The 24,382-nt window shown below is 61.5% G+C and carries 23 protein-coding genes and 2 riboswitches; of the genes, 12 read left to right on the top strand and 11 right to left on the bottom strand.

Annotation, left to right across the window (positions count from 1 at the left end; genetic code table 11):
• Window positions 1–975, bottom strand: a 975-nt coding sequence (locus GJ699_RS12575; protein WP_154376644.1) for a DUF1631 family protein, incomplete at its 3' end; no start/stop codon positions are given.
• Window positions 976–1,190: 215 nt separating this feature from the next.
• On the opposite strand from GJ699_RS12575, the gene GJ699_RS35140 reads away from it, so the two are divergent.
• A complete protein-coding gene (locus GJ699_RS35140; protein WP_154376642.1) occupies window positions 1,191–2,876 on the top strand; it encodes a methyl-accepting chemotaxis protein in 1,686 nt (561 codons plus the stop codon).
• 16 nt (window positions 2,877–2,892) lie between these two features.
• Here the strand turns inward: GJ699_RS35140 and GJ699_RS12565 are convergent, their stop codons facing one another.
• The gene (locus GJ699_RS12565) at window positions 2,893–3,453 is read right to left on the bottom strand and encodes an ATP-dependent Clp protease proteolytic subunit (protein ID WP_154376640.1); all 561 of its coding nucleotides are present in this window, start codon (window positions 3,451–3,453) and stop codon (window positions 2,893–2,895) included.
• A 121-nt stretch (window positions 3,454–3,574) separates the two neighbouring features.
• A riboswitch (glycine riboswitch) is annotated at window positions 3,575–3,661 on the top strand.
• Window positions 3,662–3,683: 22 nt separating this feature from the next.
• A riboswitch (glycine riboswitch) is annotated at window positions 3,684–3,783 on the top strand.
• Window positions 3,784–3,828: 45 nt separating this feature from the next.
• Between GJ699_RS12565 and gcvT the strand changes: the two genes are divergently transcribed.
• The 4 genes from gcvT (at window position 3,829) to GJ699_RS12545 (ending at window position 8,888) form a co-directional block, all read left to right on the top strand.
• The gene (gcvT, locus tag GJ699_RS12560; protein WP_154376638.1) at window positions 3,829–4,950 is read left to right on the top strand and encodes a glycine cleavage system aminomethyltransferase GcvT; all 1,122 of its coding nucleotides are present in this window, start codon (window positions 3,829–3,831) and stop codon (window positions 4,948–4,950) included.
• Between the two features lie 33 nt (window positions 4,951–4,983).
• Window positions 4,984–5,364, top strand: coding sequence for a glycine cleavage system protein GcvH (gene gcvH / locus GJ699_RS12555; RefSeq protein WP_154376636.1), 381 nt, complete (start codon window positions 4,984–4,986; stop codon window positions 5,362–5,364).
• Window positions 5,365–5,428: 64 nt separating this feature from the next.
• Entirely contained in the window at window positions 5,429–8,323 is a 2,895-nt protein-coding gene (gene gcvP / locus GJ699_RS12550; RefSeq protein ID WP_154376634.1) for an aminomethyl-transferring glycine dehydrogenase, read from the top strand.
• 154 nt (window positions 8,324–8,477) lie between these two features.
• On the top strand, window positions 8,478–8,888 hold the full coding sequence (locus GJ699_RS12545; RefSeq protein ID WP_154376632.1) for a CC0125/CC1285 family lipoprotein: 411 nt from the start codon (window positions 8,478–8,480) through the stop codon (window positions 8,886–8,888).
• 17 nt (window positions 8,889–8,905) lie between these two features.
• On the opposite strand, the gene GJ699_RS12540 is transcribed toward GJ699_RS12545, so the two are convergent.
• Both GJ699_RS12540 and GJ699_RS35305 read right to left on the bottom strand, forming a co-directional pair.
• Window positions 8,906–9,499 carry a putative adenosine monophosphate-protein transferase Fic gene (locus tag GJ699_RS12540; protein ID WP_154376629.1) on the bottom strand — a complete coding sequence of 198 codons (594 nt, stop codon included), beginning with the start codon at window positions 9,497–9,499 and terminating at the stop codon, window positions 8,906–8,908.
• Window positions 9,489–9,620: a YhfG family protein gene (locus GJ699_RS35305; RefSeq protein WP_371867549.1), complete on the bottom strand. Its 132-nt coding sequence runs from the start codon at window positions 9,618–9,620 to the stop codon at window positions 9,489–9,491. Before GJ699_RS35305 ends, GJ699_RS12540 begins: the two co-directional genes overlap by 11 nt.
• Before the next feature lie 148 nt (window positions 9,621–9,768).
• Here GJ699_RS35305 and GJ699_RS12535 point away from each other — a divergent pair, with 148 nt between their 5' ends.
• Genes GJ699_RS12535 through GJ699_RS12525 form a run of 3 tightly spaced genes read left to right on the top strand, consistent with a single transcriptional unit; the run spans window position 9,769 to window position 10,779 of the window.
• The gene (locus tag GJ699_RS12535) at window positions 9,769–10,095 is read left to right on the top strand and encodes an ArsR/SmtB family transcription factor (RefSeq protein WP_154376627.1); all 327 of its coding nucleotides are present in this window, start codon (window positions 9,769–9,771) and stop codon (window positions 10,093–10,095) included.
• An 8-nt stretch (window positions 10,096–10,103) separates the two neighbouring features.
• Window positions 10,104–10,340 carry a hypothetical protein gene (locus GJ699_RS12530; RefSeq protein WP_154376625.1) on the top strand — a complete coding sequence of 79 codons (237 nt, stop codon included), beginning with the start codon at window positions 10,104–10,106 and terminating at the stop codon, window positions 10,338–10,340.
• A gap of 25 nt (window positions 10,341–10,365) precedes the next feature.
• On the top strand, window positions 10,366–10,779 hold the full coding sequence (locus tag GJ699_RS12525) for a hypothetical protein (RefSeq protein ID WP_154376623.1): 414 nt from the start codon (window positions 10,366–10,368) through the stop codon (window positions 10,777–10,779).
• Here the strand turns inward: GJ699_RS12525 and GJ699_RS12520 are convergent.
• Together GJ699_RS12520 and GJ699_RS12515 are read right to left on the bottom strand one after the other, a co-directional pair.
• Complete coding sequence (locus GJ699_RS12520) at window positions 10,776–12,413, bottom strand: methyl-accepting chemotaxis protein (protein WP_154376621.1); 1,638 nt, start codon at window positions 12,411–12,413, stop codon at window positions 10,776–10,778. The genes GJ699_RS12525 and GJ699_RS12520 overlap by 4 nt on opposite strands.
• Before the next feature lie 15 nt (window positions 12,414–12,428).
• Entirely contained in the window at window positions 12,429–12,863 is a 435-nt protein-coding gene (locus tag GJ699_RS12515; protein WP_154376619.1) for a cache domain-containing protein, read from the bottom strand.
• A 97-nt stretch (window positions 12,864–12,960) separates the two neighbouring features.
• Here GJ699_RS12515 and GJ699_RS12510 point away from each other — a divergent pair, with 97 nt between their 5' ends.
• Genes GJ699_RS12510 through GJ699_RS12500 form a run of 3 tightly spaced genes read left to right on the top strand, consistent with a single transcriptional unit; the run spans window position 12,961 to window position 14,480 of the window.
• On the top strand, window positions 12,961–13,302 hold the full coding sequence (locus GJ699_RS12510) for a hypothetical protein (RefSeq protein ID WP_154376617.1): 342 nt from the start codon (window positions 12,961–12,963) through the stop codon (window positions 13,300–13,302).
• Window positions 13,303–13,342: 40 nt separating this feature from the next.
• On the top strand, window positions 13,343–13,726 hold the full coding sequence (locus GJ699_RS12505) for a cupin domain-containing protein (protein ID WP_154376615.1): 384 nt from the start codon (window positions 13,343–13,345) through the stop codon (window positions 13,724–13,726).
• 34 nt (window positions 13,727–13,760) lie between these two features.
• On the top strand, window positions 13,761–14,480 hold the full coding sequence (locus GJ699_RS12500; protein ID WP_154376613.1) for a PA4824 family protein: 720 nt from the start codon (window positions 13,761–13,763) through the stop codon (window positions 14,478–14,480).
• Here GJ699_RS12500 and GJ699_RS12495 read toward each other — a convergent pair.
• From GJ699_RS12495 to GJ699_RS12485, 3 genes are read right to left on the bottom strand one after another with little or no spacing between them, the layout of a single operon-like run.
• Window positions 14,469–15,899, bottom strand: a complete 1,431-nt coding sequence (locus GJ699_RS12495) for a hypothetical protein (RefSeq protein ID WP_154376611.1) — start codon at window positions 15,897–15,899, stop codon at window positions 14,469–14,471. The genes GJ699_RS12500 and GJ699_RS12495 overlap by 12 nt on opposite strands.
• The gene (locus GJ699_RS12490) at window positions 15,896–16,615 is read right to left on the bottom strand and encodes an ABC transporter ATP-binding protein (protein ID WP_154376609.1); all 720 of its coding nucleotides are present in this window, start codon (window positions 16,613–16,615) and stop codon (window positions 15,896–15,898) included. Before GJ699_RS12490 ends, GJ699_RS12495 begins: the two co-directional genes overlap by 4 nt.
• The gene (locus GJ699_RS12485; protein ID WP_154376607.1) at window positions 16,612–16,998 is read right to left on the bottom strand and encodes a GntR family transcriptional regulator; all 387 of its coding nucleotides are present in this window, start codon (window positions 16,996–16,998) and stop codon (window positions 16,612–16,614) included. Before GJ699_RS12485 ends, GJ699_RS12490 begins: the two co-directional genes overlap by 4 nt.
• Before the next feature lie 178 nt (window positions 16,999–17,176).
• Between GJ699_RS12485 and xth the strand changes: the two genes are divergently transcribed.
• Window positions 17,177–17,950: an exodeoxyribonuclease III gene (gene xth / locus GJ699_RS12480; RefSeq protein WP_154376605.1), complete on the top strand. Its 774-nt coding sequence runs from the start codon at window positions 17,177–17,179 to the stop codon at window positions 17,948–17,950.
• A gap of 97 nt (window positions 17,951–18,047) precedes the next feature.
• On the opposite strand, the gene GJ699_RS12475 is transcribed toward xth, so the two are convergent.
• Both GJ699_RS12475 and GJ699_RS12470 read right to left on the bottom strand, forming a co-directional pair.
• The gene (locus GJ699_RS12475; RefSeq protein WP_154376603.1) at window positions 18,048–19,724 is read right to left on the bottom strand and encodes a peptide chain release factor 3; all 1,677 of its coding nucleotides are present in this window, start codon (window positions 19,722–19,724) and stop codon (window positions 18,048–18,050) included.
• A 67-nt stretch (window positions 19,725–19,791) separates the two neighbouring features.
• Window positions 19,792–24,363, bottom strand: a complete 4,572-nt coding sequence (locus GJ699_RS12470) for a pilus assembly protein (RefSeq protein WP_154376601.1) — start codon at window positions 24,361–24,363, stop codon at window positions 19,792–19,794.
• Window positions 24,364–24,382: the final 19 nt, after the last annotated feature.

Below are 24,382 nucleotides of genomic sequence, written 5' to 3'. Positions count from 1 at the left end.
CGTGCCAACGCCGGCGACGCCCGCCGGTGTACCGGCGATGCTGGCGACGGCGGCGGCGCCAATCGCGCGCGCGCTGGCGTTCGGCACCCAACCGCTGCCCGCCGTCAGCGCCGCCGCCGGCAAATCGGGGATGGTCAGATCCACACCTTGCAACATGCCGCTGGCGATACCGTCGACGATCTGCCCCGCCGCCGATCCCGCCACGTCGCTGGACGCAAAGAACTGCCGCAGTTGCTGCGCCAGCGCAGCCTGGTTGGTGCGCGCCGCCGGACCGTTCTTGTCGGCATCGGTGCGCCGCCGCTTGTAGCCGTCCGCCGAGCCCGGCATACCGCCCTTGGTCTGCAAAGTCAGGCTCAGCGACTCCAGCAGCGGCCCCAATTCAATGAACATGCCGGGCTTGAGCAACGGTTGCAGCAAGCCCGCCGATGCTTCCTCGCTATCGAACTCGGTCCAAGCTTCCTGCACAGCCACCAGAAACACCTCCGGCCGGAACGGATTCTGATTGACGCGCAAAATGTCGCGATCCAGCAGGAAAGCCAGCCGCACATTCAAGGTCTGCAAGGCATCCGCATACAAGCTCTCGAACGGCTTGCTGACCCCGCTCAACGCCACCTTGTTGTCCATTTCTTCCAGCGACACCAGCGACAGCGATTGCGCCGTCTCGCGCAGCTTTTCCTTGCTGGCCGGCGCCAACTCGGCAATCTCGCGCCGCAACGCCTTCTCCAGCGTGCTGGTGGCCAGATGCAGGAAGGCGAAATTGCGGTTGCGTAGCTGGTTGCCGGCGCGAATGCGCTGCTGGATCAGCTTGGCATCGCCATCGGTGGCATCGATCAAGGCGCCGGCCAGCTTGTTGGCCAGATCCAGAAACTGCTCGCCCGCTTGCTTGACCGCCATGTCGATCAACTCTTCCAGCAAGGCATGCCGCGGCGACACCGTCTTTTTCGGCGTGGCGAGCGTTGTAGGAGTTGCAACCATGGGCGTGCCTGCTGAGTTAAATCATTAAACCATTCGTCTATCCGCATTTTCGCACGACATTGCCAGGAGGCAATGCCGCAAACTGCAATTTTTCACGTATTTTGCGCGTTTGCAGCAACGCCAAGTGGCGCAAGCCCAGCTTTGATGCGGCTCAAATGACAAGCTTGAAGTTTCCTTAACATAAAAAACTCCCTTTCCCGCCATCAAGGATCGTCATGAAAATCCTGCACAACCTGGAAACTTCCCGCAAGCTGCTGGCCGCCTTTGCCGTGGTGCTGGGCCTGACAGCATTGCTGGGCCTGAGCGCGCTGTCGCGCATGAGCGCAATCAACCGCGCTTCCTCCGAATTGTCCGGCAAATGGCTGCCGCAAACCATAGCGGCGCTGTCGTTACGCAACGATTTACAGGAATTGCGCAAGCTGGAACACGTGGTGGCCGCCGATCCGGACAGCATCGACGACGCGCCCGCCAAGCTGAACAGCGCCGCCGCCGCCCTGCGCGGCAATGCCGAGCAATTGGCGCGGGTGCTGGGCGAAGGGGCGGACCAGTCGCTGGCCGCGCCGCTGCAACAGCTGGCCACCGCGTATCTGGCCGAGCATGACCGTCTGTCCATCCTCAATCAGGAAGGTAAAAAGGATGACGCACGCGCGCTGCTCAAGGGCGCTTCGCAGCAGCGACTGGACGCGCTGAACAGCCATTTGAGCAAGGTACTGGCCAGCGCCATGCAGGCCAGCCAGGACGCGGCGCGCGAGGCTGACGAACTCTATCTCGGCGCCAAGCTCATTACCTTCAGCCTGTTGGCGGCGGCGATTGCCGGCGGCGCGCTGCTGGCCCTGTGGGTGGCGCGTTCGATTTCGTCGCCGCTGCAGCAGGCGATGCTGGTGGCGCAGCGCATCGCTGGCGGCGACCTCAACACGCGGGTGCCGCCTCAGCCCAACACCCAGACCGGCAAGCTGCTGCACGCCATGCAGCACATGAACGATAGCTTGCTGACCATCGTCGGCCAGGTGCAGCGCGGCGCGCGGGCGATCGGCGGCGCGGCCGATGAAATCGCGGAAGGCAATCAGGATCTGTCGGCGCGCACCGAGCAGCAGGCGTCGGCGCTGGAGCAAACCGCGTCATCGATGGAGCAGCTGACCTCCACCGTGCGTCAGAATGCCGAACATGCGGTGGAGGCCAACAAGCTGGCGCTGTCGGCGTCCGCCGTGGCGGTGCGCGGCGGCGGCGATGTGGCGCAGGTGGTCGGGACGATGGCGTCCATCAACGAGAGTTCGAAGAAGATTGCGGAAATCATCGGCGTGATTGATGGCATCGCGTTTCAGACCAATATCCTGGCCCTGAACGCGGCGGTGGAGGCGGCGCGCGCCGGTGAACAGGGACGCGGGTTTGCGGTGGTGGCGTCCGAGGTGCGCAATCTGGCCCAGCGCAGCGCGGCGGCGGCCAAGGAAATCAAGGAGTTAATTGACGATTCGGTCGACAAGGTGGCGCGCGGCACCCAGTTGGCCGACCAAGCCCGCAAGACCATGGATGAGGTGGTCGGCAGCGTCAAGCAGGTGACCGGGCTGATCGGGGAAATTGCCGATGCCAGCGCCGAGCAGACCGCCGGGCTGGAGCAGGTCAACCAGGCCATCGCGGCCATGGACCAGGCGACGCAGCAGAATGCGGCGCTGGTGGAACAAGCCGCTGCCGCCGCCGATGCGATGCGCGGTGAGAGCGGCAAGCTGAACGCGGCCATCAGCGTGTTCGGCGCCAGCCCGGCAGACAGCGCGGCGGACGGCAAGCCGACGCAACCCCAGCAGCAGCCAAGCCAGCCTACCCAGCCGACTGGACGGCGGGCGCCGGCCGCCCTGCCCCAGCCGGCCCGGAGCGCGCGGCAGCAAGTCGAATGGGAGGAGTTCTGAAACGCCGGTTCAAGGCTCAGATATTGGTCACCCGATGGCCGGCAGGCGGTTCGAAATCCGCCACTTCCCGCACCAACCCCACCTTCAACGCTTCCACCGCGGTCAGATGCAGATCGGAGTACTCGTGGGTGCGCCAATTCTCCTCGCTCAGCTCGACATGGCTGCGCAGGATTTGCTCGGTGCGCGCATCATCGGCCTGCAAGCCTTCGACGATGATGCGCAGCGCGTCCGGGCGGGCGCCATGCGGCGCGCTGGCGTGCGACTTGTGCACCATGAAGCGCGCGGTTTCGCTGGCATAGCGCTCGGCGCCGGCCAGGAACAGGATCACCGCGATCGACGCCACCGCGCCGGCGTTGTAGGTGACGATCTTGATCGGCAGCTTGCTCAGATAGTTGTACAGGCAAATCCCGTCGCTGACATAGCCGCCATTCGACTGGATCAGGATGTGGGCCGTGCTGATCCGGTCCTCGGTCATATCGGCCACGGCGTCAAACACACGGCGTACCATGTCACTGTTGACGTCGCCAGACAGCGTGAACCACGCATGTCCATCGTAAGTTGTTTGCTCTTGGCTCATGGCTGGGCTCTCGAAATAGTATGATTCATTCTAGCAAATTGTTGCTTTGGTAGCTTTCCGCTGCGTCATTCGTGCGCGACCGGGCAAGATTGACATTCCAGCCCGTCTGGCATATATTCCCGAGTCTTGATCGGGAGAGGGCAATCCAGCATTGCCGCCGAAGGGGCACTACCCAAAAACTCTCAGGCAAAAGGACCGGTCAAGGGGCCACGCGGTGACATCGCATCATTGGCTCAAACTCTGGAGAGAGGTTGCAGCGGCAACCCACCGAAGGGGCGTGCGGAACCATGGTTCCGCTATCTCTCAGGTACCAAGGACAGAGGGGTTTTGGAATCTTTGCTATTCCCGTTAACCTCTTTTCGTTCGGAACGTACCATGACGCTCAAAGCTACCCCACTCAATAACGCACACCGCGCAGCCGGCGCCCGCATGGTCGATTTCGGCGGCTGGGACATGCCGGTCAACTACGGTTCGCAGATCGAAGAGCACCACGCGGTGCGCCAGGACGTCGGCATGTTCGACGTGGCCCACATGTGCGTGGTCGACATCAAGGGCGACAACGCGCGCGCCTTCCTGCGCCACCTGCTGGCCAACAACGTCGACAAGCTGCAGGTATCGGGCAAGGCGCTCTACTCCTGCATGCTGAACCCGCAGGGCTATGTGATCGATGACCTGATCGTCTACTTCATCAACGAGAGCTGGTTCCGCCTGGTGGTCAACGCCGGCACCGCCGAAAAGGACGTGGCGTGGATGCAGCAGCAGGACCAGGCCAGCAACGCCGGTCTGACCATCACCCAGCGCCGTGACGGCGACAACGCGATGGCGCTGATCGCCGTGCAAGGCCCGAACGCGCGCGCCAAGGTGTGGGAAGTGATTCCGGAAGCGAAGGAAGTCACCGCCGAGATCAAGCCGTTCAACGTCGCTTTCGCGCAGAGCGCCGCGTTTGGCGAGGCGATGGTGGCCCGCACCGGCTACACCGGCGAAGACGGTTTTGAAATCGGCGTTTCGGCCGACAAGGCCGAGCAGCTGTGGAACGCGCTGGCCGCCGCCGGCGTCAAACCGGCCGGTCTGGGCGCGCGCGACACGCTGCGCCTGGAAGCCGGCATGAATCTGTACGGCCAGGACATGGACGAAACCGTGAATCCGCTGGACGCCGGCCTGGCCTGGACCATCGACCTGGTGTCCGAGCGTGACTTCATCGGCAAGGCCGCGCTGCAGACCATGGGCCAGAACGCCCAGTTCGTGGGCCTGATCCTGCGCGAAAAAGGCGGCGTGCTGCGCGCGCACCAGAAAGTCATCGTGGCCGGCAGCGATGCCACCGGCGAAATCACCAGCGGCACCTTCAGCCCGACCATGCAGCAGGCGATCGCGCTGGCGCGCGTGCCGATGGGCGTGCAGGTCGGCGACACCGTACAGGTGGAAATCCGCGACAAAAAACTGGCCGCGTCTGTGGTTAAATTGCCGTTCGTACGCAACGGCAAAATCCTGGCCGTTTAATTTAATACACTCACCCCTCTGGAGCACTACAATATGAACATTCCTGCAGACCTGAAGTACACCGAATCCCACGAATGGGTACGCGCTGAAGCCGACGGCACCGTCACTGTGGGCATTACCGAGTACGCGCAGGACGCGCTGGGCGATATCGTTTTCGTCGAACTGCCGAAAGTCGGCGACAGCTACGAAGCCGGCAGCGATGCCGCCGTGGTGGAATCGGTCAAAGCCGCCAGCGACATCTACGCTCCAGTGGCCGGCGAAGTGGTGGCCGTGAATGAAGACGTGGTCAACGCGCCAGAGTCGATCAACGCAGACGCCTACGCCAACTGGCTGTTCAAGATCAAACCGGCCGACGCCGGCGCGATCAACGGCCTGCTGGACGCCGCCGCTTACGGCAAAAACATCGGCGAGTAATCCGCGCCACCAGGCCAGCCCCGCGCTGGCCTTTCTGTATTTCCCTCTCTAGCCCTGACATATCATGACCCGCACCAGCCTGACCCAACTCGAAGCGCGCGACGCCTTCATCGCCCGTCACATCGGCCCGGACGCCGCCGACCAGGAAGCCATGCTGTCGGTACTCGGCTACGCCTCGCGCGCCGCCCTGATCGACGCCATCGTGCCTGCCAATATCCGCAACCAGGCGGCGCTGCCGCTGGGCGCCTACGCGCAACCGATGCCGGAAAACGAAGCGCTGAACAAGCTGAAAAAAATCGCTTCGAAAAACAAGGTGCTCAAGTCGCTGATCGGCCAGGGCTACTACAACACGCTGACGCCGAACGTCGTGCTGCGTAACATCTTTGAAAACCCGGCCTGGTACACCGCCTACACCCCATACCAGCCAGAGATTTCGCAAGGCCGCCTGGAAGCCATCCTGAACTTCCAGCAAACCATCACCGACCTGACCGGCATGGGCATCGCCAACGCGTCGATGCTGGACGAAGGCACCGCCGCCGCCGAAGCGATGACGCTGATCCAGCGCGTCAGCAAATCGAAATCGAATGTGTTCTACGTCGCCGACGACGTGCTGCCGCAAACGCTGGAAGTGGTGCAGACCCGCGCCAAGCCGCTGGAAATCGACGTCAAGGTATTCCACCCGGCCGAACTGGCGGGCATTGGCGAATGCTTCGGCGTGCTGCTGCAATACCCAGGCGTGAACGGCAACGTGCGCGATTACAAAGCCGACGTTGAAACCGTAAAAGCCAAAGGCGCGATGGTGGTTGCCGCCGCCGACCTGCTGGCACTGACCCTGCTGACGCCTCCAGGCGAATGGGGCGCCGACGTGGTGGTCGGTAACTCGCAGCGCTTCGGCGTACCGCTGGGCTTTGGTGGCCCGCACGCCGGCTACATGGCGACCCGCGACGAATTCAAGCGCTCGATGCCAGGCCGTCTGGTCGGCGTCACCATCGACGCCCAGGGCAACAAAGCTTACCGTCTGGCGCTGCAAACCCGCGAACAGCACATCCGCCGCGAAAAAGCCACCTCCAACATCTGCACCGCGCAGGTGCTGCTGGCGGTGATGGCGTCGATGTACGCGGTCTACCACGGCCCGAAAGGCCTGCAGCAGATCGCCCAGCGCGTACACCGTCTGACCGGCGTGCTGGCCTCGAACCTGAAAACGCTGGGGTACACCATCACCAACGACAGCTGGTTCGACACCCTGACCGTGAATGTGAAAAACGCCGAGCAGCTGCATGCATCGGCCCATTCGCACGGCGTCAACCTGCGCGTGATCGACGCCACCCACGTTGGCGTGTCGCTGGACGAAACCACCACCCGCGAAGACATCGCCCTGCTGTGGACCGTGTTCTCGCATCCGGTCGGCGGCCCTGCCCACGGCCCGGACTTCAACACGGTGGAAGCCGCCGTTGCCGAGTCCTTCCCTGCGGCGCTGGCGCGTAGCTCGGCCTACCTGTCGCACCCGGTGTTCAACCGCTATCACTCGGAAACCGAGATGCTGCGCTATCTGCGCTCGCTGGCCGACAAGGATCTGGCGCTGGACCGCACCATGATCCCGCTGGGTTCCTGCACCATGAAGCTGAACGCCACCAGCGAAATGATTCCGGTCACCTGGCCGGAATTCTCGACCATCCACCCGTTCGCGCCGGAAGCGCAAACCGTAGGTTACCGCGAGATGATCGCCTCGCTGGAAGAGATGCTGTGCGCGGTGACCGGCTACGCCGCCATCTCGCTGCAGCCTAACGCCGGCTCGCAGGGCGAATACGCCGGCCTGCTGGTGATCCAGGCTTACCACCAGTCGCGTGGCGAAGGCCACCGCAACATCTGCCTGATTCCATCGTCGGCGCACGGCACCAACCCGGCATCGGCGTCGATGGTCGGCATGCAGGTGGTGGTCACCGCCTGCGACGCCAACGGCAACGTCGACCTGGCCGACCTGAAAGCCAAGGCCGAGCTGCACTCGAAGAACCTGGCCTGCGTGATGGTCACCTACCCTTCGACCCACGGCGTGTTTGAAGAAGGCATCCGCGAGCTGTGCGAAATCATCCACAGCCACGGCGGCCAGGTCTACGTCGACGGCGCCAACATGAATGCACTGGTCGGCGTGGCAGCACCGGGCGCGTTCGGCGGCGACGTCTCGCACCTGAACCTGCACAAGACCTTCTGCATTCCGCACGGCGGTGGCGGCCCAGGCGTCGGCCCGATCGGCGTCGGCGCGCACCTGGCCAAGTTCCTGCCTAACCAGCGTTCGAACGGCTACATCCGCGACAACGCCGGTATCGGCTCGGTGTCGGCAGCGCCGTATGGTTCGGCATCGATCCTGCCAATTTCGTGGATGTACATCGCCATGATGGGCGCCGAAGGCCTGACCGCGGCCACCGAGACCGCGATCCTGAACGCCAACTACATCGCACGTCGCCTGGCGCCGCACTTCCCGGTGCTGTACTCGGGTCACGATGGCCTGGTAGCGCACGAGTGCATTATCGACCTGCGTCCGCTGCAGGATGCCACCGGCATCTCCAACGAAGACGTGGCCAAGCGCCTGATGGACTTCGGCTTCCACGCGCCGACCATGTCGTTCCCGGTACCGGGAACGCTGATGATCGAGCCGACCGAATCGGAATCGAAAGCCGAGATGGACCGCTTCATCGACGCCATGATCGCGATTCGCGGCGAGATCGCCAAAGTGGAAAGCGGCGAGTTCGACAAACTGAACAACCCGCTGAAGTTCGCGCCGCACACCGCCGAGGTGCTGACCGCCGACGTCTGGGATCGCAAGTACTCGCGTGAAGTGGCGGCCTACCCGCTGCCATCGCTGCGCAAGCAGAAGTACTGGCCGCCAGTCGGCCGCGCCGACAACGTCTACGGCGACCGCAACCTGTTCTGCGGCTGCGCGCCGATCAGCGACTACGAATAATCCTCATCCGCTCCCAAAAATCCCGGCCGCGTGTGCCGGGATTTTTTTTGCCTATGTGGCAGTGTGAGATTTAGCGTATTTTTCTGATCGGCAAGATGCTATCCTCACCACCACTTAGCTACTTTATTGTCATCAGCTCCAGCGGAAAGCAGATATGCGAAGAAAAGCAATCGCCCTAGTTCTCGTTTCTATCGCAATCGCCGGGTGCGCGCAACAGCATCGCTATCAAAGATTTGATATCTTTCGCGGCGGCGGTTACCACGAGACAAAAATCGGTTACGACATATACGAAGTGACCTATGAAGGCGGCCATTCCGTTTCGACGACAACGTTAGGTGCGCTAGTAACGTATCGATGCGCGGAGCTAAGTCTAAGCAATGGGTATAAATATTTTGAAGTTCAAAAGGGAACCTTAAAATTACCCGGCTCGTACGCCACTGGGTTTGCTAGCGTCACTAAAACAATACGGATGTACAAGGCAGAGCCGGAAAAACATAGCATCGAGTTCTATAGCGCGGCGAAGGTCATCAGTGATTATCGAGAATCGATTGAAGCTGCTCGATAAACTGTAAATGAGCTCAGTCAAAGCCGTGACACTGCCTGCCCCAGCTGCGCAGTCAACGGTTCCAAGCGTCCAAAGAATGACTCGGCATTGGCTCGCATCCAATGCTCCACATCGATCGCCTGCCAGCGCAGCTGGTAGCCAGCGCTGACGGCGATACATTCAAATAGCACGCGCTGCGCCCTTCCGTTCCCGTCTCGGAAAGGGTGGATTGCGTTGAGTTCGGAGTAAAAGAAAGCTAGCCTGCTGACAAATTCTTTTTGGGGCAGGTGGTTCAAATAGTTTTCTTGAGCCAGTTGGTCAAACAGCTTCTGTGCTGACGATTCGATAAAGTCGCAGTGTGCAAAGCGTGTGCTGCCTTTGCTGATATCGACGGTCCTCACATCGCCCGCCCACTTGTACAGGTCTTGAAATAGGAAGTGGTGGATGTCTTTCAGTATCGCCAGCGAGAAGTAGTTGAACGATGTGGGAACGTATTGTTCTAACCGAAATCGTGTGAACTCGACTTCGGCAGCGCTGAGAGTGTCGTTGTCTGTGATGCCCAGCAAATTGACTAGTACGTTGGAGTCGGGATAGCAGTAGATATCCTGCCCTTCGCCGTATTTATCGGGCATATTTCTCTTTGAGCTCAGCGAGAGTCATTAGTGGCCCCTCCACTACCGCACTCAAACCCTCCAATTTTAGGCTGGCAACGTAGTTTTCATTACGCAGCCGCAAGAACGCTTGCCGCTTCATTTCGTCCGTTAGCGGAGGAGATGAGGCAGGTTGTTCAGCATTTTCTACGCTCTTTCCCTTGCGCATAGCTGGCTCCTGAATAATTGTTCTTATTGTACGCCTCAAAAATTGCTTTGACTTACCGACACCTGTCAGATATTCTTTACACATGAAATCAAAACATCTCACCGGTGATCAGTTATTGGCGGCGTTGTCGGCGCTGTCCAACCCGCACCGGTTGCGGGTGATTGCCGCGCTGGCGGCGGGTGGGCGGAATTACGTCAGCCAGTTGGCCCGTGAGCTGAATATCAGCCGTCCGCTGCTGCATCTGCATTTGCAGAAGCTGCAGGAGGCTGGCCTGGTCAGCAGCCAGATGGAGCTGTCGGATGACGGCAAGGCGCTGAATTATTTCGAGGCGGCGCCGTTTGCCATCACCCTGACGCCGGCGGCGGTCAGCGAAGCCGTCGCCACCCTGACCCATAACCCTGACAAATAGAGGCATCCATGTCCGCACCGATTTATCTGCTTACCATCTTCATGCCACTGGCGACCATCATCCTGATCTTCGGCATGCGCTTTCTGGTCGCCATTAAAAAGGCCAAGCTGCAGGCCGAGGGCGAGGAAAGCTATCGCCGCATCGCGGAGCGCGCGGTGGCCGCGCAGGAGCAAACCGCCGCCGCGTTGGCAGACCTGCAGACTCGCATCGTCGCCATTGAAAAAGTACTGAAGGAAGTCGAATAAACCTCAACCTGACGGGAGCATCGCCATGCCACACGTATCGCTGTTTCGCCTGTATGCACTAAGAGCTGTGTATCTGATTATCGCGCTGGGACTGGCGCTGGTGGTGTGGCCTGGCGTGCTGCATCACGCCGAGCCATGGGGACTGTCGCAGGGTGTGGTCAAGTGCATGCTAGCCGCTTTCAGCCTGCTGTGCGTGGTCGGCATCCGCTACCCGCTGCAAATGCTGCCGGTGCTGTTCTGGGAAATGAGCTGGAAAACCCTGTGGCTGCTGCTGGTCGCACTGCCGGCCTGGCAAAGCGGCACCATGGACGACAGCATCGTCGGCACCGCTTTTGAATGCGCGGTCGCCATCATCATCCCGCTGGCGATGCCGTGGCGCTATGTGGTCGACCACTACATCCGCAAAACCGGTGACCGCTGGCGCGCGGCGGCCGCCTAACTGCGCACCGACGCCAGCCGCAGGCGGACGATGCGCGCACTGCCGGCCGGACGGTTGCTGTCCGGCGCCGGCGGTTCGATGCCCTCGTCCAGCTTGAAGATCGCCACCGCTTCCGACAGATAGACCGCTTGCCGCTGCAGCGTGCTGGCTGCCGCTGCCGCCTGCTGCACCAGCGCCAGGTTCTGCTGCGTGACCTGGTCCATGTCGACAATCGCCTGCTGCATACCCAGCACACCCTGCGCCTGCTGCCCCGCAGCGTGGTCGATGTGGTGGATGATGTCGCTCATCTGCCGCACCGTCTCGACGATTTCGGCCATGCTGCTGCCGGCATCCTCCACCGTGCGGGTGCCGCTGTCGATGTCGGCCACCGACTCCGCGATCAGGGTTTTGATTTCCAGCGCGGCCGAGGCGGAACGCTGCGCCAGAATACGCACTTCGCCCGCCACCACCGCGAAGCCCTGCCCATGCTCACCGGCGCGCGCCGCTTCCACGGCGGCGCTCAGCGCCAGCATATGGGTCTGCACCGCCAGCCCATCGATCACACCGACGATTTCCACCACCCGCCGCGAACTGCCGCGTATCGACGCCATCGTCACCACCAGCCGCTGCACCACGCTGCCGCCGCGCGCAGCGAAGCTGTTGGCACACTGCGCCAGTTGGCCGGCCACTTCGGCGTGGGATGACGCCTGCGCCACCTGCTCGCCCAACTGCCGCATGGCGCCGCCGGCTTCTTCCAGCGTCCCGGCCTGCTTGCGCGTGCCGCGCGACAGCACCGTATTCCCTTGAGCGATATCGCGCGAAGCGCGGTCGATCGACTGCGCCGCGGCCAGAATGGTTTTCAGCGTGGTGTTCAGGTTGCGGATGCTGGTGTCCAGCGCGCGCGAGGTTTCCGCGATTTCGTCCTTGCCATATACGCGCTGGCGCACCGTCAGATTACCTTCCGCCAGATCGACCGCCGCCGCGCCGATTTCGCGCACCTCTTTCAACATCGCGTTACGCACCGCCATGGTGACCAGCAGCGACAATGCGATCGACAGCGCCACCACGATCGGCATCCAGGTCGATAGCACGCTGAAGTCATTCTCGGCATCGGCATAGGCGCGCTCGCTGAGCGACTGCTCCAGCCGCGATAGCTCCTCCAGCCGCTGCGCCACCACATCAAACGCGCGTTCGGCCTTGGACATGGCGTTGGCGGCCATCGACTGGTCGACCATCGCCAGTTCAATCACGTCTTCCATCGCTTTGACGTACTGCGCATGGGCCGCCTGCGACTGCACCACAAAGCGCCGCTCCGCTGGATCGGACTGGGTGGCCATCTCCAGCTGCGCGAACTGGCGGTCCAGCGCGGCGTGGCGCAGATGCAGGTCGCGTACCAGCGCGTCCACGCGCGGCGCCGAGAAACTGGCGCTGATCCAGGTCAGCAACTGGTAGATTTCGGTATGCGCCTTGTGCGCGTTGGCCACCAGGTCGGCCGCCGCCTTCAGCCGCACGGCGCGCTGCTGCACCATGTTGTCGAGCGACTGATTCTGCCGCAGCAGCCCGAGATAAGCCCCCGCCGACAGCACAATCAGCAGGATCAGCACCATCCCGGGCGCCAGCAGCAGCTTGGGCCCTATCCGCAGTTTGCTGAGCATGGTCTGCACGGCGCGTCAGTGCTTGTAAATGCCGGCTTCCAGCGCCACGTCGTCCACCCGCAGCACGTAGGTGCGCTTGGCTTCGACCTTGCCGGTCTCCGGATTGCGGAATTTGTAATCGACCCAGCCACGTCCGGCACCCCTGGCCAGCGCCAGCATCTCCTGGCGGAACAGCTTGCCGTCGGCATCCGGCACGTCCAGCAGGTTCTTGCCGATCAGCGCGGTGGTCGGATGAGCGATGGTGATGCCTTTCAGGTCGCGCATCGCCAGATACAGCGCACCCTGGTTGAACTCCGGATCCTTGCTATTGATGCGGACGATCATCTCGGCCTTGCCGTGCTGGCGCACGAACTGCGCGCCCTTCTCGGCCAGCGCCACGGCGTCTTTCTCGTTGGGCGCGGCCTGCGCCACACAGCACCCGCACAATGCCAACACGATCAAGCCACGCATGATTTTTCCTCAGCAGGTAAGATGCTGTAATCTACGCTGGCCATCGCGACCTACTATTGCGCTTGGTCAATTAGCACAAAGTAACAACAGGAGCATTATGAAAGTTGCGACCAAGGCGGTCTTGCTGTCGGCATTGATTTTTCCCGGACTGGGCCACCTGGTACTGCGTCCCCGCCGCGCCGGGCGCGGGCTGGTGTTTCTGTTGCCGGCGGCGGTGGCCGTGCTGTATCTGCTGCGCAGCGTGATGCAGATTTCAGATCAGCTGATGAACGAGCTGAACAACGGCACGCTGGCCTTCGATCCCACCGCCATCATCGCCCGCACCGACGCCGTCAGCGCGGCCGATCCGCTGTTGAACTGGATTTCGGTGGTGTTGTTCGTGTGCTGGATCGGCGCCGTGGTCGATGTGTTGTGGCTGAGCCGCCGCGTACAGCCATAAGCGGCGTAGAATTAGCGTTCCAATAACAACGGGGGACGCCATGAAACTACGCAGTGTTGTTCTGATTGCCGTACTCGCCGCCGGCACGGCGCTGGCGCAAACGCCGGGCATCCGCCGCAGCGTGATCCAGAAAGCCGACCTGTCCGCGCCCGGCCGCGAAGCCGTGGTCGCCAAGGTCGAGCTGGATGCCGGCGCCACCGCCGGCCGTCACTCCCATCCCGGCGAGGAAATCGGCTATGTGCTGGAGGGCGAAGGCGACCTGTTGATTTACGGCGAAGATCCGCGCCATCTGGAGGTTGGCGACTCCTACATCATCCCGGCCGGCACTGTTCATGATGCTATCAATACCGGTAAGAGCACCATGCGGCTGGTGTCGGTGTTTGTGGTCGAAAAAGGCAAGCCGATGGCGACGCCGGCCAAATAGATCTGTCATCACAGTTTCATCTGACGGCGCTAGAGTGGGCGGCGCCATCAACAATGACGATCCGATGATCCTGCCGAAATTCCCCCGCGCGGCCTGCGCCTGCCTGCTGGTGTGTGCCGCCGCTCCCGCCCTCGCCGGCCGGCCGATGACGGTGGAAGACGCCGCGATTGTCGATCCTGGCCAGTGCCAGCTGGAGACCTACGCTCAACACGCGCCAGACTCCAACCTCAACGAATATTGGGCCACGCCCGCCTGTAATGTCGGCGGCAACTGGGAGCTGGCGGCCGGCGCGGCCTGGATGGAAGATCAAATTCGCACCACCCACTACGGCAGACTGCAGGCCAAGACCGTGTTCAAGCCCTTATTGGCCGGCGGCTGGGGCATCGGCCTGGTACTGGCCGATCAGTTCCGCGCCGGCCGCGGGCTGAATGGCGATCTATCGGCCAATGTGCCGCTCAGCTTCTCGCTGCGCGACGACAGTGTGCTGCTGCATCTGAACGCTGGCTTGCAGCGCACCCGCGCCATGCGCCGCATCGACGCCAGCTGGGGCATCGGCGCGGAATTCAAACTCAACGAGCGCCATTCGCTGACGGCGGAAGCCTACGGCCAGCAGCGCTATGGCGCGCGTTACCAGTTCGGCTATGCCCACGCGCTGATCCCCGATCATCTGCAGATCGACGCCACCTGGGGGCAACGTCTGGCGCGCGCCGGCAAGGAGCCGGTGCTCACGCTGGGACTGGTGCTACAGAACTAAGCGCCCGGCCGGCAGCACCGGCGGCCGCGTCATTATCCGCTGCCAGCGCCAGCGCAGGCTGATCAGCGACGCCAGGCCGATCACGCTGCCCAGCGAAAACAGCAGCCCTTCCGGTAAATGACGGGTAATTGCTATCAACATCACATACACAAACATGACCAACCCGGGCAAAAACACCGTGTACCAGCTGCCGCTTTGCGTTTTCATGCTGGCGTAATCGCGCAGCACCAGCGCTGTGAACGGCAACATCAGCATCGACAGCAGATAAGCCGAACCCTGCAACTGGAACTTACCCGATATCACAAAGTCGATAGTCACTACGCCCAATGAACCGAACAGCCACAGGCGTAGGCAGCGAGTCAGCAGCGTGCGCATCAATACGCGATTGAACTGGCCAGTCGGCGGCGCGCCAGGCGTCAACCGGTACAAAGCCTGCTCCTTGACGTAGCGCTGGGCGGAGAGCGCGACCGCGTTGGCGTAGGACAGCGTGCTCACCATGAGTACGCATTGCATGGTAATTCCCCATATATGCTGCACTATGGGGGCCTTGCTCCAGCTTAGCCATTGCGCCAGCGCGACCATCGCCGCGCAGGTGAGCAGCAAAGACAGCATCGCGTTGCCATCGTGCGCCGCCGGACCCAGCGTGTGTACCAGCTGACGACCTTGATTCGCACCCTTGCGGCTGTCGGCGCGCAAAGTGGCGTAATACGGTTCGCGCATCCAGGCCAGCCAGCGGATGCCGGCCGCAGGTTCGACATTGTTCAACTGCCCCTGCTTCGCAGCCCGCCGGCGCCCTATGCAGCGTTGCCACGCCCAATGCGCATCGCCTCCCTTGGGGAAGCACACCTGCACCCCTTTGGCGCCCAGCAACAATAGGACAATGCCCCCCAGAGATACCAGCAATGGTTCGCCCACGAAGGTGGCCGCCGACTCCAGCAGCTCCCACGGCTGGCTGCCGAGCCCCATATTGGCAAGGACCAGCACTGACGGCAGCAAATTGAGCCCCACATAACGATTGGCAAACAGGATAAAGACGGCAAGCCCGGCGCCAGCAACCAGAACGTAGCCGGGCAAGCCAATCAGCAGCCATCCCAACGCCGCCGACGCCAGCGTGCAGCCAGCAAACAGCACGGCAGTGAGACGCATCAATGCGACGCGCAGGCCAGGCACCAGCACCGCATTCGATGGCAAGTTTTGCTGGATCGCACTTTTCAGGAAGGCACCACACCACAGATAGCCGAGCGCGCAGATCAGTAGCAAGAACATCAACTTGCCGATCTCCGGTTTGCTGCTGTGGTAAGTAGCGAACAGGATCCCCGCCGCAGCCAGCACCATGAAGCCGCTCATCAACTTCATCGAACGGGCGCTGGTATGGTTTTGCAGCACCTGAAATAGCAACCTCGTGTCGATCAGATTCATTTGGTCACCTCAAGGAACAGATCTTCCAGGCTGAGATTTCGGCCTTCCAGCAATTCGTCCAACTCGCCATGCAGCACGATCTTGCCTCCTTGCAAGAAGGCCACGTCCAGCGCCACCCGCTCCAGATCGGACAGAATGTGGGTGGAAAACACCACCGTGGTGCCACGCTCGATCACATCATCGATCAACTCTTTAAGGAAATCGCGGCGGCCGGCCGGGTCCAGGCTGGCGACCGGCTCATCCAGCACCAGCAGCTGCGGGTCATGCGCCAACGCGCGAATGATGGACAGGCGCTGCTGTTCGCCGCCGGAAAGCTTGCTGATTTGCTTACTCGCCGACACACCGGCCAGTCCCCAGCGCTGCATCAGGCCGTCAACCTTGGCTTGGTTCCAGCGCGGATACAGCGCCTTGAAATAATCCAGAACTTGCAAAGGTGTCATCCACTCAAACAGCTCTGATTTTTGCGGCACATAGCCGATGCGGGCGCGGGTGTCGTCATCCAATGCCGTCACCGGCTGGCCGAACAAGCGGCTGTGGCCGCTATCGGTTTCGCGCAAGCCGAGCAGGGATTCGATTAATGTCGATTTACCGGCGCCATTACGACCGAGCAAACCAATCACCTTGCCGGACTCTATATTCCAATTCACCCCCTGTAATACCTGCTGATTACCAAAGGATTTATGCAGATTCGCAACTTCAACGACTAAAGGCTTCATTTGCTTTCTCCAAGAATTTTTTTAAACAGAAGCACAACCGTTTCGGGGTCCAATCCCAGCTGGCGGGCCTCGGTCGCGGCCCTTTCCAGCGTTGGAATAATTAAATGTTCTTTTTCCTGCGTTGATTGCGTCTGCGCGACCAGCATGCCAACGCCACGGGCGCGGGTTAATAAACCCTCGGTTTCCATCATGTTATAAGCTTTGGAAACCGTCATAGGATTCACTGCCAATGTGGTCGCCACATCGCGCACCGACGGCAATATATCGCCGGGATTTAACACAGCGGCGGCAATCAAACGGCGGACCTGCTCGATCAATTGCCGATAAATCGGATCGGACGAGCCGGTCGTGATGGAAAACAGTGATGCGGTGTGGGCAGCCATGGCAACCGTATATGTGTATTAGTTGATTAATACAGTAGACAAAACTAGCGGCGCTGTCAAGCGAAATGACGAGTGACGCCAGAAACTGGCGACAACGCGCCAAGAGTTGGCATAAAAAAGGGCATTTTCGGTGGCCTGGCGTACGCCGACACCGTCCAGATCGGTTTAAACTATTGGAATGCGTATCGCAACTTACAACGTCAATGGCATCGGCAGCCGGCTGCCCGCCCTACTCCAGTGGTTGGATGAGACCCAGCCGGATGTCGTCTGCCTGCAGGAATTAAAAGCCCTACAAGAGAAATTTCCCGAAGCCGCGATTAAAGACGCCGGTTATGGCGCCATCTGGCATGGGCAAAAAAGCTGGAATGGCGTAGCGATATTAGCGCGCGGGCAGACACCGATCGAAACCGGACGCGGCTTACCTGGCGATCCCGAAGATAATCAAAGCCGTTATATCGAAGCGATGGTCAATGGCATATTAATTGGTGGCTTATATCTACCAAACGGCAATCCAGCCCCAGGCCCAAAATTCGATTACAAGCTGAAATGGCTGGAACGATTTATTCTGCATGCGGAGAAATTAATCGACAGCGGCGCGGCAGCGGTACTGGCCGGCGACTACAACATTATTCCCACCGAAAAAGACGTATATAAGCCTGAACGCTGGGTGGATGACGCCCTATTCCGTCCCGAAGTACGCGTCGCCTATCAAACCTTGTTGAATCAGGGCTGGTGCGACGCCCTGCGCAGCAAGCATCCGGACGAAACCATCTATACCTTCTGGGATTATTTCCGTAATGCTTACGGACGTGATGCCGGGCTGCGGATCGACCACTTGCTAATCAGCCCCAGCCTGACGCCGGCACTGAAAGCGGCCGAAGTCGACCGTGCCGTACGCGGCCGCGAAAAACCCAGCGACCACGCACCAGTCTGGATCGAACTGAACTTATAAAAACCCGGGGTCAGGTCCATCATTTCTACACGGGCTGGTCCGTTGCGGACGCAACGGCCCAGCTCGTGTAGAAATGATGGACCTGACCCCGGAGTTGTTACAGCTTGGCGGAGTGTTCGCGGGTGGCGTGGAATTGCAGTTTCGGCCAGCGTTCCTGCGTCAGGCGCAGGTTGACGCCGCTTGTTGCCAGATAGGCCATGTTGCCGGCAGCGTCGTAGGCGACGTTGTGGCCCAGCGCGTCTTCGAAGTCGGACAGCGCTTTCTTGTCGTCGCTCGATACCCAACGCGCGCTGCTGATGCTGGTGCTTTCAAACACGGCGTCGACACCGTATTCGTTCATCAGTCGGCTCGCTACCACTTCAAACTGCAGCACGCCGACCGCGCCCAAGACCAGTTCGCCGCCTTGTACCGGTTTAAAGACCTGCACCGCGCCCTCTTCGCCCAGCTGCTGCAGACCTTTGTGCAGCTGCTTGATTTTCAGCGGGTTACGGATGCGTACCTGGCGGAAGAAGTCCGGCGCGAAGAATGGGATGCCGGTGAAAGTCAGCATTTCGCCCTCGGAGAAGGAGTCACCAATCTGCATGTTGCCGTGGTTCGGCAGGCCGATAATGTCGCCGGCGTACGCTTCTTCCACCTGTTCGCGGGTCGAGGCCATGAAGGTCACGACCGACGACACTTTGATTTCGCGCCCCAGACGCAGGTGCTTCACTTTCATGCCACGCTCGAATTTGCCCGAGCAAACGCGCAGGAAGGCGATGCGGTCACGGTGCGCCGGGTCCATATTGGCCTGGATTTTGAACACGAAGCCGGAGAATGGCAGTTCTTTCGGATCGACCGCGCGCACGGTGGCGTCGCGCTCGCGCGGCGCCGGCGCCCAGTCGACCAACGCCGACAGAATCTCGCGCACGCCGAAGTTGTTGATGGCGGAGCCGAAGAAGACCGGGGTTTGCACGCCGGCCAGGAATTGCTCCAGGTCGAACGGGTTGGAGGCGCCGTTGACCAGCTCCACTTCCATCCGCAACTGATCCATCTCCAGCGGGAACATTTCCTGCAGGCGTGGATTGTCGATGCCTTCGATCAGTTCGAACGCGCCGTCAGCCTTCTCTTCACCAGCCTTGAACAGCATGATGGTGTCGTTCAACAGGTGGTACACGCCGCGGAAGTTCTTGCCCATGCCGATCGGCCAGGTCACCGGCGCGCATTGGATTTTCAGCACCGATTCCAGCTCGTCCAGCAGTTCCAGCGGATCGCGGGTTTCGCGGTCCATTTTGTTCATGAAGGTGACGATCGGCGTATTCCGCATGCGGCACACGTCCAGCAGTTTGATGGTCTGCGCTTCCACGCCCTTGGCGGCGTCAATCACCATCAGCGCCGAGTCGACGGCGGTCAGCACGCGGTAAGTGTCTTCGGAAAAGTCCTGGTGGCCCGGGGTGTCCAGCAGGTTGACCACGTGGTCGCGGAATTCGAACTGCATCACCGACGAGGCCACCGAGATGCCGCGCTGCTTCTCAATCTCCATCCAGTCGGAGGTGGCGTGACGGCCCGATTTACGGGCCTTCACGGTGCCCGCCATCTGGATCGCGCCCGAGAACAGCAGCAGCTTTTCGGTCAGCGTGGTTTTACCCGCATCCGGGTGGGAGATGATGCCGAAGGTGCGGCGACGCTGCACTTCGCGCTCGATCAGCGCCGGCGTTTTATTGCTGCCGACCGACGTGCTGTCGTCCAGGTTGGCGTCGTTACTGTCGGGAGTTACGTTTTCGTTATCGTTGACCATGTGTGAGCGATCTGAGGCGGTTCTGCAAAACCCTCGATTATACCGGCAGTTAGCCGCCCCGTCGCCTTTATTGCCCTTTGATTCGACGCCAACCGACCCGGTGTGCCTCGGCCGTGTCGAGTTCCTTGGTTTTGCTGGTGGTATTGGTACCGTCGGCAAAGGTGGTAATCAGCTTCAGCTGGCCGCTCGGCAGCCTTACGATGATGAAGCCGACCGCCGCCGAGGTGCTGGACAGCGTGGTGCCAGCCGGGTCGCCATTGACGCCCTGCCCGGTACACACGTCCACCTGATACAGATTACTGGTGCCGCCCACCGAGCAGGCCGACGACGAGCTCGGAATATTGGTGACCACGTTGACCACGCCGCTGACAATCTGCGGATCCAGGTTCATGCGCTCCCCAGCGTTCAGGTTCCAGTTGAAGTACCAGCCGTTTTTCTGCGTCAGGTCGACGTTGTTGCTGGTCACGGCATAGGTCACAGTGTTGCTGGACGACCCCTGCACGCTCAGCACCTGCTGCACCAACGTCGAGTTCGGGACGGTGCCAACCGCAGTGCCACTGTCCTTGATGGCATACAGGCTCTGCACGTCGGTGTTGGTGGTGTCCGGCACGTCCAGCAGCCGGCCGGTGCCAAACAACACCACCCGCTGCGCCTTGACCGAGGTGGTCGTGAGGCCGGTCGAGCTATCGGTGCTGGTCACGGTCACGCCGCAATTGGTCACGTCCGGCCGGGTGGTGATCGGCTTGGTGCTGCCGGCGTTGGCCATCAGCAAGGAGGTGATACTGCCGCTGCTGCTGGTCAGGTCGAAGCGCCACATCTGACCCTGGTTGTCGCCGCCGTAGATATAGGTCACGGTCGGGTCGGTCAGCGGATCGTCGCTGATGGCGGTAATCTTGGCCAGGCCGGATGGCGTGGTGGTGTCGCCGGCAGTGGTGACGCGCGCCAGCACATTGCCGGTCGCCACCTCGACCACGTACAGCGTGCCGACACCGGTACCGGCCGCCACACCGTCGGTACCCGACACGTTGTTATAGCCCGAGGTCAGGAACACCACCCACTTGCCCTGCCATTTGCCGAACTGCGGATTGCCGAAGCTGAGCCCCATGTTGGGCTCGTTGTGCTGGGTGCAGACGGTGGCGTCGGCGCAGATCTCCCACAGGATTTTGGGCGCGGCCGGATCGGTCACGTCCAGCGCGTAATAGCCGCGGCCGCCGGCGTTGAGGCCGCCCACCAGCACGGTGCGCCAGCCGCTGCTCAACTTGACGTCGGCGGTTTCCGGCGAACCATCGGCGGTGAAGATGTGGTTGGTGCCGTAAGTGGTGCTGGCCAGCGCCGGCAGCTTGCTCATGACGATGCGCGGCACATACGCCCAACGCTCGGTGCCGTCGGCAACGTTGAAGGCGTGCAGCATGCCGTCATTGGCCGCCACGTAGACGGTGCCGGAACGGGTGGCGTACGTGGCCTTGAAGGTGGCGTAGTCGGTGTCCGGGTAGCTGTTGCGCGGCTCGCGCACATAGGCCGGCTTGGACGAGGCGATGTCCCCCACCACAATCGGCACCACGTTGCCGGAACTGTCGGTGGTGGTGGTGAAGGCGCGGAACAGGTTGTCGTCGGCATAGGTCTGGTTGCCGCGCAGCCAGTTCACCATGTTGGCGCCGGTGTTGACGGTGACCTTGTCGGCGGCCGACAGCAGCGTGCATTGCGACAGTACGCTGCACTTGTTCTTGAACCAGTTCTGCGCCGTGGTATCCATGGCGTCGTACAGGAAGTTGATCGGATCGCTGTTCGGCAACTGGTCCGGCTTCATCATCAGGATCTTGCGCTGGTCGGTGACGGTGCTGGAGCCGGCTTTCTTGCCGACCGTGGTGCTGGTGCTCCACAGCGCCGTGTTGATGACGTCACCGGTGGTGGTGTCGATCTTGCGGTCGGTCAGCTCGCCGTACCAGCGTACGGTGGTAAAGGTGGCCGAGAAGATGTCGTTGTCGGTCAGCGTGATGTTCGGCGTCGAGGTCGCCGCCGCAGCCGCCGAGCCGGTGCGCACCTGCATATTCGACAGCGCTTCGCTGAGGCCGTTCACCACCTCTTTCGGGTTCTGTGCGCTGAAATATTTGCCGTGGCCGTTGATGGCGGCGTGCCACAGATCGTCCACCCGTTCCTGCACCGTGCTGGCGGTGTTGGTCACGTCCGGGTCCGGCCACACATAGGCGCCGCCGCCGTTCCACGAGCAGCCGGTGGTGGCCTGGGTAATCAGATTGTAGAAGTCGCCGCCCGACTTGGGCGCGGTATCGTAATTGGCTTCATAGGTCATCACCCCGTCCACGCCCAGCCCCAGCGTGTAGGTATTCATGTGCAGGTGGGTGTTTTCGCCGCTGGCGGCCGGCACTGAGCCGGGCTTGGTCATATCCGGCTCCAGCGTTGGCCGCAGCGATATGGTGGTGGTGCTGGAACCGCCGTTATACCAGTGCAGCGCCACGTCCGAAATCGATGGCTGGCTCTGCGAGCGGGTGTCGACGCAGCCGGAAGCATAGGTACAGAAGCGGGCCGCGTTTTCGACGTTGTCATTGTTGACCACGTTGGAGGTGCTGCTGCCGTTCCAGTAACCGTCGGTGGTCAGGATCATGAAGTTGGGCTGGCACGGGTACTGCACCACTTCCTGGCCGGCGGCATAGTTGTATGGCGACAGGTTGGCAAACATGCGGCCGACGTTGTCCATCGCGGTGCGGATCGGGGTCGAACCGGAGGTGGTGGTGGCGTACAACGTGCTGTACCAGCTGGTGCGCGCGCTACCGGTGAAATCAGCTGGTTTCAGGTCCATCGGGCTGCTGGCGCCGGCGTTGGACAGTTTGACGTAACCAACTTTGTAGTTCGCGGTCAGCGGCGAGAACGCGATGCCGACCGAAGTCTTCATCATTTGCAGCCGGCTCTTGTAGTAGACGTACCAGTTGGCGAAGTTGGTCATCTCTTCGGCATAGGTGCAGGTGGTGCCGGCGCAATCGGTGCGGTCGGTGCCTTTGGTATAGGTCTGGCCGCTGACGATATTCACCCGCACGAACGGATTCGGCGCGGCCGAGCCGGCCGCGATGGCGGCGGTGGTGATCGGGATCGAGTCCATCACGGCGGCGGTGGTGGTGTAGGTCAGCGAGCCGGCGTTGCTGATGGTGCCGATGGTCAGCGCGCCGGTATTGGTCAGCGCGCCACTGTCGACCACGCACACGCTGGCGGCGGTCAGGCCGGTGATGCCGCACGTGGTATTGGTGCCCAGATAGGCCTTGTAGGTGCCGCTGGTGCCGATCTGGTTGCTAAACGTGGTGGCCACCGCCGTCGCGCTCTGGCTTTTACCCAGCGACAGGTTGCTGCTGAACAGATTGGTGGAGTTGTACTTGCTGGCGCCCATCGTGGCCGAGGTCGAGCTCGACGTGGTGCCGCTGAAGGTCACATAAGCCGGCGCGATGCGCGACTGGGTGGTGGTCACGGTAAAACCCCAGCCCGAACGCGAGCTGTCGGTGACGATATTGCAGTTGGTCAGGCTCTTGGTGCCGGTACAGGTGACCGGCACCACCGCCACCACGTTCTCCGCCGTCAGCGTAATGCCGAACACGCTGCAGGCCGGCACCGTGCTCTGGCCGGTCGGCGTCTTGACGCAGGCGTAGTACTGGTTGGTGGTGCTGCGGGCGATGATGCTGGCGGCCACCGTGCTGGCCATGGTCTGCTGCTTGAGCGCGGTGTTGGTGCCAGTGCTGGCCGTCATGGTGCCGTTGCTGATGGTGACGTTGCTGCTGGACTCGGCCACCACGATGGTGGAAATGGCCAGCGAATTGGCGCCGGCCGAAGCGCCGATCGCAATCGTGCCATACGAGGCCACCGCGCCGGCCGGCTGCGAATAGCTTGGATAGATGTAGCTGCCCACCCGCTTGCCCTGGCACTGGGTCAGCAGCTTGTCGCTGCACCAGCGCACCTTGACCGCCACCGGATAGCCGGTCGGCGCCGATGCGCCGATGGTGGTGGACTTGCAGGTCTTCATGGTGTCGTCGGTGCAGTATTGGCCGACGCCGATGGTGTAATAGTAAGGCGCGGTGGTGATGGCCACCGCCGTTTTATAGGTCGCGTCCGGATACGAGTAAGTCGCGCTGTTGAACTGGCACACTCCACTGCTGCTACTGGTGCACCATTTCAAATCCGGAAAGCCGGACACCAGATTGATATTGGAGGTGCCGGTATTGCTGTACAGGTCGGCCAGGCGGGCGCCGAAGCCATCGTTGCTGACCACGGTCCAGTTGGTGGTGTTGGCGGCGGTCTGCTCCGGATAATAGCTGCCGTCGGCCTTGATCGGCACCTGGTAGTGAATGGCCGGGTTGTAGTACTGCTTGTTGAAGTCCGGGCTCATGAACGGCGGATGGCCGACGTTACACGCCATCACGCCGGCCGCCAGCGAGACGTTGCTGCGGCACAGGCTGTCATTGACATAGTCCGGCGTGTAAGTCTGGTCCATCGAGCCGGAGTTATCGAACAGCAGCATCAAATTCGGCTTGACGGTGCCGGTGCCGGTGATGTTCAGCAGCGGCACCTGGGCGATCTGCGTGGTGGCGGCGTGCGCCTGCAAGATTGCCAGCAGGGCCAGAATGGAAAGTAGCTTTTTCATGATGTCGTTCCTGTCTGGC

The sequence above is a fragment of the Duganella guangzhouensis genome (assembly GCF_009674535.1).
Taxonomy (GTDB): Bacteria; Pseudomonadota; Gammaproteobacteria; order Burkholderiales; family Burkholderiaceae_D; genus Rugamonas; species Rugamonas guangzhouensis.
The sequence above is the reverse complement of the archived record's forward strand: the minus strand, read 5'-3'. Positions and strand labels throughout refer to the sequence as shown.